Genomic DNA, 5,926 nt, shown 5'->3' with positions numbered 1-5,926 from the left:
TATTATAATTCACATATTATCTGGGGAGAAGAAAAGATTATTGCCATAACCGAAGGACCAATAGATGCAATCTTAGTTGAGCAGTGTGGTATTCCTACTGTTGCACTTATGGGAACTCATTACAATTTGGCGTTGCCCTTCATATTAAATAAATATAAGAAGAAAGTACTTCTCATGTTCGATGCTGATGATTCTGGCAGAAAGGTAGCTGAAAAGTTAAGCCATAAGATCAAGCATTCAAAAATAATTGAATTTCCTGAAGGGGAAGATCCCGCATCATTTATAAATAAGTATGGCAAAAAAAAGATGCAAGAGCTTATAGGGAAGGTCAGTAAGAAAGTAGTAAAAAAGAAGGTGTACAGATATTCTTACTCTTAAACCAAATAAAAAAACTTTACAATATGTATATTTTTGTGTATATTATAAGTATGTTAATTGTGTATATATTGGAGGTGTATAATGGAAGGTTTAAAAACAAAAAGGAAAAATATTAATTTTCCGATTAATTTAATTACTAAGATAAATTCAATTTGTGACAGCTTGAATACTAATTTTAGTGAATTTGTTAGGAAATCCACTGAAGAAAGACTTATGAAAATAGAACAAGAAAGAATTGAGAGGGAACTGATAGAGGGATACAAAGCAAAGGCTAAATTGAATTTAAAGATATGTGAAGATTTCAAATTTGTAGATGGAGATATTTGATGAGCATTGAAGTTAGAAGAGGAGATATAATTTTAGTTAATTTAGAACCCATAATAGGCTCAGAGAAAGGTAAAACCAGACCTTGTGTTATTATTCAAAATGATACTGGAAACAAATATTCACCCCTTACTATTGTTGCAGTAATTACCAAACAAAAAGAAATAGATAAAAAGTATCCAACAGATGTATGGGTAAATAAAGGTGCTGGTGGTTTAGACAATGATAGTATTATTCAATGTGACCAAATCAGAACAATTGATAAAAAGCGAATTATTAAGAAATATGGTAGTTTTGATAATACAATAACGGAAGATATAGATAAATCTATAAAAATTAGTCTTGATTTAAAATAGAGCAAGGATAAAAAATTTATTAAATAATAGTCTAAATTTTTTAAAGGAGTAGTGTAATTGCTACTCATCTTTTTTATATTTAAAGATTAATTTTTTAAAAATCAAATAAATTTATTGTTAAAAGGCAAGGGATTTATTCTCTTGCCTTTTTGTTGTTTTAGGAGGTTTAAAGGTGAAAAATAAAGATGTAAATAAAATTCTTAATGAATCTTATAAAAGCCTGTTGAGTGAGATTAAACAGGGAAAGAGTGAAAGGTTAAAAGAATATTTAGCCTTTTGTTCAAAATTTCACAAATACTCTTTTGCTAACACTATTTTGATTTTTGTTCAAAACAGTAATACTACAAGAGTAGCAGGCTTCAGAAAATGGAATGAATTGGGATATAGGATTAAAAAAGGTTCAAATTCAATTAAAATTTTAGCACCCTTTAAAAAAGTATTTATTTTAGATGAAGAAGGAAACAAAATATATCTTAAAAATATGACCGTAATACAAAGGGAAAATAAAGATAAACACCTGAAAGAAATAAGATTCTTCCCTGTTAGTGTCTTTGATATAAGCCAAATTATCAATCTAAATGGTAAAGAAGAAGTAACTACATTTTTTGAACCTATGGGTGATAGTTTTAAAGACAAATATATTGAGCTGTGCCGAGTTATTGAGAGTGAAGGAACAGAAATTAATGAGATATATATTCCAGGTGACCGTCAGGGTTATGTCAAGGATGGAAAAATCTATATTAACAAAAATATAGATTTTAATAACAGACTGATCACACTAATTCATGAGTGGTCACATGTAGAACTTCATGGTAGAGATACTCCTGAAAAAACAAGAGAGTGTCAAACTGAGGCAGTTTCCTATGTTATTGGACAATTTTTTGGGTTAAATAATCCCTTTGCTTCGGATTATTTAATTCATTATGGTAACGATGCAGAGAAATTAAAAAAGAACCTAAATATAATATTAAAAACTTCTAAAAAATTAATTAATGAAATTATAGGAGGTGCAAAAAATGAATGCAATAGTTAGTAAAATAGACAATCTTCTCTTAATGCTCTCTAAAACGTACAGATTCTTGTTAATAAATCTGATTTTGGAAAGTATGAAGCACAGAGTTGATGGAGTTGAAAATAAGCTAGATCAAATAACAGAAACTCTGGAGGCTTTAAACGAGAATAAGAAGTCTATACAGTTGAAGTTAGAAAATCTAAACAAAGAAGTAGATGCTATCGTGAATTCATAGAAATTATAGAAATTTTAACAGGGGCAGAAATTAATAAATATTTTTTATCTGCCCCTCTTTTTTATTTATAAGGAGGCAAAATGTTTAAAAATTATATAAAGGCTGGATACCCCTTACTGTGGGTATCAACCCACGAGTATGAAAGAGCTATTTATACTCTTTCTTCCGAAGTGGGAGATGGCTATAAAAAGTATGTGTGGGATATTACAGGATTAAGAGAATACCCAGATCTTAATAAATATCTTACAAGCGAGGGTGATCCCCTAACTCCAATAACTCACTTAAATAAAAGTGAAGATAATGCTATTGTTTACGCTCTGGACTTCAACAACTTTATTAAAAATGTTGATGTTTTTAGGTCAATACTTAATTCTCTAAATCATTGGAAGTTCAATGGTTTAGTTTTAGTAATTATTTCTCCTATTATTGATTTTCCTAAAGAAATGGAGAAATACATTACTATTTTGGACTTTAATCTGCCTGATATTAAAGTTTTAAGACAGGTTACTGAGAAGTTTGCAATAAGTCAGAGAGTTAAGATCAGTAAAAAAGATATAGAAAAAATATCAAATGCTGGTCAGGGGCTTACCATTTTTGAATTTGAAAATTCACTTTCATTATCAACTGCAAAATTCAGAGAGTTTAAAGAAGAAGAGGTAATAGAACAGAAAAGAAATATAATTCGTAAAAATGCTTCACTGGATTTCTCCAACTTTGATGACAAGTTAGAAAATCTTGGTGGTATGGAATTCTTAAAGAGTTTCGCACTGAAAATTTTAAAATCCCCACTTGCTAGGGGTATTTTGCTATTGGGAGTGCCTGGAACAGGTAAATCCCACTTTGCTAAAGCATTGGGGAATAAACTAGGTATTCCTACAATTTCACTGGACTTCGGCAGGATATTTGGCTCTCTTGTTGGACAAAGTGAGGGCAATATCCGAAGTGCTTTGGAAGTTGTAGATGCTGTTTCACCATGCATCTTATTTATAGATGAGATTGAAAAAGGAATCTCAGGAATAAGGTCGTCTCATCTATCAGATGGTGGTACAGGATCAAGAGTATTCGGCTCTTTCTTAACATGGCTCAATGACCACAAATCAAGAGTATTTGTCATTGCTACCTGTAATGACATAAGCAAAATCCCAGCTGAATTTCTTAGAAGTGAAAGGTGGGACTCAATCTTCTTTGTTGATCTTCCTGACAAATCAGAGCGTAATATTATTCTAAAAATTTACAAAAATATGTATTCAATAAAAGATAGTAAACCTCCTGAAATGGAAGGCTGGACAGGTGCAGAAATAAAGACGCTGTGTAGAATATCTAAGATGTTAAGTATTCCTTTAAAAGAGGCATCTAAATATATTGTCCCACTTTCAAAAACAATGAGAGAGCAAATTGATGCTTTAAGAAATTGGGCTGTTGGTAGGACTTTACCTGCTTCAAAAATAGAAACGAAAAAAACAAGCAATAAAAGGAGGATTGAATTATGAGTCAAATTTTAAGAATCAAAGCAAAAATGAAGGATCTAGCAGTAGTTAAAAAGGTTGCAAAAGCAAAGGGTTTAAAAATAACCAAAAAAGGTGAACAGGGATTTTATTCAGGTACTACAAATGGTGTAGGTATACATCTTCCCAATTGGAGATACCCACTGGTAGTAGGGGAAAATGGTGAAGTTTCCTATGACAACTATGGTGGAAGATGGGGAAATGTTAAAGAATTAAACAGCTTTGTTCGGGATTATACTGCTGAGAAGATTAAAACTGAAGCAAGAAAAAAAGGTTATTCTTGCACACAAAAGAAAAACAACAATGAAATTAAATTAACAATTTATGTGGATTAGGAGGTTAAAAAGTGAGAAAAATAGAAATTACTATTAAAGAAGATGGAAAAATGACAGTTCATGTTGTTGGATATAAGGGAAAAACATGTGTAAATGATACTGAATTTTTAAAGGATGTAGGCATAGTAGAAGATGTGAAAAAACTTCCACAATATTATGAAAAAGAGCTTGTGCAGAAAGTTAAAGTACCATGCGGGTAGAGGTGTGAAGTGGAGATTAAATATAATGTAAGGTTTTTTCTTGAACAGGATAAGAACAAGCTAATATTCTCTGTTAAAACAAGGGATGTTAAACTTTCAGAACTTTGTCTAGTATTTATAATGGCAAAGCTAAACTCAATAGAAGATGAGCTGTGCATACCAAACATTGTTGAAAGATATGAAAAAGGTAATGAGGCATTTATTGTAATAAGTGTTGATGCAGGAAGAGTTGCTGATATTAAAAATACAGTTGTTAATTCTATTACTTCTATTAAAATGCAGCTAAGAGATGAAATACTGAGTGGTAAATTGTTTGAAAGAAAGGTATATGTTAAATTATTGACAGAATTACTTAAAACACCCCTTGTTAAAAAATATCCAGATGAAAAACAATTTTCTGTTGAGGATATTCCGAAGGCTTAATTTATATTAATTTTTAATGAATTTAATGTTGGGGGCGTAGATATTATATTTACGCCTCTTCATTTTTTAGGAGGTAAAAATAATGAAAATTGGGGTATGGATTGACAAATGGAAAGTTCCCTCATCTAGCAGACCTGGTGTCAGTCATATAGTAGCAAAGTCCTCTGAAGGAGTTTGGGGATGTTCTTGCGAAGCATGGAGATATAGAAGAATAGTTTGTAGTCATATTGTTAAGATAAAAAGTAGCATCAGCGGAACTTCAGAATTTTATGGTGGTTCAGGTATAAGAAAAATTGTTTCGGAGGAGTTAAGTAGTGATGAAAAAATGTTGCTTGAAAATATGGAGAAGAGTCTAAAAAGACGAATTAGAGTTTAGTAATTTTTAAGGTTGGTGTTTTTTAAAAGCATAGGAAGGTTCTAAAGCCTTCCTATTTTTATTTGGAGGTAACTAAAATGAATAGAAATTATATAAGTAGAATAGAAATTAGATACACTGGTGTCAGCGAAAAATCATATAGATATAAATGCTCTGATGACATAGCAAAGAGTAATATTGTGAAGAAGGAATTGAATGGCTTAGATAGAGAAAAATTTATGTTATTTCTATTGGATGGTAAAAACCGAGTGCTTAACTATGAAATAGTTTCTCTCGGTTCTTTAAACTCATCAATAGTACATCCAAGAGAATCATTCAAATCTGCTGTAAAGAATTCAGCTGCTTCAGTAGTATTTATACATAATCATCCAACAGGAGATCCTACACCAAGTTCTGACGATATAGCTATAACAAAAAGACTGGTAGAGGCTGGAAAAATTCTGGGTATTAAAGTATTGGACCACATTATAGTAGGTGATACAACACATTTCAGTTTTTCTGAGGAAAATCTTTTATAACTAATAATTTTAATTAAGGAACAATAAGAGCAGGGGACATTAGTCCTCTGCTTTTTTCTTAGTTTAATTTTAAAGGAGGTGATTTTGATGAAGAAAGTAATGAAAAAAGTTAAAAAAATATCTTATATCGATGGTTTCAGAAAAGATGTAAAGGAAGGAAGAGTTGAACCATCACTTAATTCTCCACTTGACTTTTTCGTTTACACCGATATAAAAAAACTTCGTTCTTTATATCCAATTGTTGGCTTAAAAGAAAAGAATTTG

At 30.9% G+C, this 5,926-nt stretch carries 12 protein-coding genes; all 12 read left to right on the top strand.

All coding sequences use genetic code 11. The features are described from left to right. On the top strand, nt 1-378 hold a 378-nt coding region (locus KKC53_05875), incomplete at its 5' end, for a toprim domain-containing protein (GenBank protein ID MBU2598677.1). Between the two features lie 81 nt (nt 379-459). After that, nucleotides 460-705, top strand: a complete 246-nt coding sequence (locus tag KKC53_05870) for a hypothetical protein (GenBank protein MBU2598676.1) — start codon at nt 460-462, stop codon at nt 703-705. Next, the gene (locus tag KKC53_05865) at nt 705-1,058 is read left to right on the top strand and encodes a type II toxin-antitoxin system PemK/MazF family toxin (GenBank protein ID MBU2598675.1); all 354 of its coding nucleotides are present in this window, start codon (nt 705-707) and stop codon (nt 1,056-1,058) included. The genes KKC53_05870 and KKC53_05865 overlap by 1 nt, the downstream gene beginning before the upstream one ends. A gap of 172 nt (nt 1,059-1,230) precedes the next feature. Then, the gene (locus KKC53_05860) at nt 1,231-2,091 is read left to right on the top strand and encodes a hypothetical protein (GenBank protein MBU2598674.1); all 861 of its coding nucleotides are present in this window, start codon (nt 1,231-1,233) and stop codon (nt 2,089-2,091) included. Further along, nucleotides 2,075-2,305: a hypothetical protein gene (locus KKC53_05855; protein ID MBU2598673.1), complete on the top strand. Its 231-nt coding sequence runs from the start codon at nt 2,075-2,077 to the stop codon at nt 2,303-2,305. The genes KKC53_05860 and KKC53_05855 overlap by 17 nt, the downstream gene beginning before the upstream one ends. A gap of 80 nt (nt 2,306-2,385) precedes the next feature. Next, nucleotides 2,386-3,795: an AAA family ATPase gene (locus KKC53_05850; protein ID MBU2598672.1), complete on the top strand. Its 1,410-nt coding sequence runs from the start codon at nt 2,386-2,388 to the stop codon at nt 3,793-3,795. Next, nucleotides 3,792-4,145: a hypothetical protein gene (locus KKC53_05845; protein MBU2598671.1), complete on the top strand. Its 354-nt coding sequence runs from the start codon at nt 3,792-3,794 to the stop codon at nt 4,143-4,145. Before KKC53_05850 ends, KKC53_05845 begins: the two co-directional genes overlap by 4 nt. Before the next feature lie 11 nt (nt 4,146-4,156). After that, nucleotides 4,157-4,345, top strand: coding sequence for a DUF2997 domain-containing protein (locus KKC53_05840; GenBank protein MBU2598670.1), 189 nt, complete (start codon nt 4,157-4,159; stop codon nt 4,343-4,345). 9 nt (nt 4,346-4,354) lie between these two features. Further along, entirely contained in the window at nt 4,355-4,768 is a 414-nt protein-coding gene (locus tag KKC53_05835) for a hypothetical protein (protein MBU2598669.1), read from the top strand. An 82-nt stretch (nt 4,769-4,850) separates the two neighbouring features. Next, nucleotides 4,851-5,144, top strand: coding sequence for an SWIM zinc finger family protein (locus KKC53_05830; protein ID MBU2598668.1), 294 nt, complete (start codon nt 4,851-4,853; stop codon nt 5,142-5,144). A gap of 77 nt (nt 5,145-5,221) precedes the next feature. Then, nucleotides 5,222-5,662: a DNA repair protein RadC gene (gene radC, locus KKC53_05825; protein ID MBU2598667.1), complete on the top strand. Its 441-nt coding sequence runs from the start codon at nt 5,222-5,224 to the stop codon at nt 5,660-5,662. A gap of 84 nt (nt 5,663-5,746) precedes the next feature. After that, nucleotides 5,747-5,926, top strand: a 180-nt coding sequence (locus tag KKC53_05820; protein MBU2598666.1) for a hypothetical protein, incomplete at its 3' end; no start/stop codon positions are given.

Source organism: Actinomycetota bacterium (assembly GCA_018830725.1).
Taxonomy (GTDB): Bacteria; Actinomycetota; Humimicrobiia; order JAHJRV01; family JAHJRV01; genus JAHJRV01.
The sequence above is the reverse complement of the archived record's forward strand: the minus strand, read 5'-3'. Positions and strand labels throughout refer to the sequence as shown.

What these genes read in the sequence shown, in the direction of transcription:
- KKC53_05870 (MBU2598676.1), top strand. Translation starts at nt 460, where the DNA reads ATGGAAGGTTTAAAAACAAAAAGGAAAAATATTAATTTTCCGATTAAT.
- KKC53_05865 (MBU2598675.1), top strand. Translation starts at nt 705, where the DNA reads ATGAGCATTGAAGTTAGAAGAGGAGATATAATTTTAGTTAATTTAGAA.
- KKC53_05855 (MBU2598673.1), top strand. Translation starts at nt 2,075, where the DNA reads ATGAATGCAATAGTTAGTAAAATAGACAATCTTCTCTTAATGCTCTCT.
- KKC53_05850 (MBU2598672.1), top strand. Translation starts at nt 2,386, where the DNA reads ATGTTTAAAAATTATATAAAGGCTGGATACCCCTTACTGTGGGTATCA.
- KKC53_05845 (MBU2598671.1), top strand. Translation starts at nt 3,792, where the DNA reads ATGAGTCAAATTTTAAGAATCAAAGCAAAAATGAAGGATCTAGCAGTA.
- KKC53_05830 (MBU2598668.1), top strand. Translation starts at nt 4,851, where the DNA reads ATGAAAATTGGGGTATGGATTGACAAATGGAAAGTTCCCTCATCTAGC.
- radC (MBU2598667.1), top strand. Translation starts at nt 5,222, where the DNA reads ATGAATAGAAATTATATAAGTAGAATAGAAATTAGATACACTGGTGTC.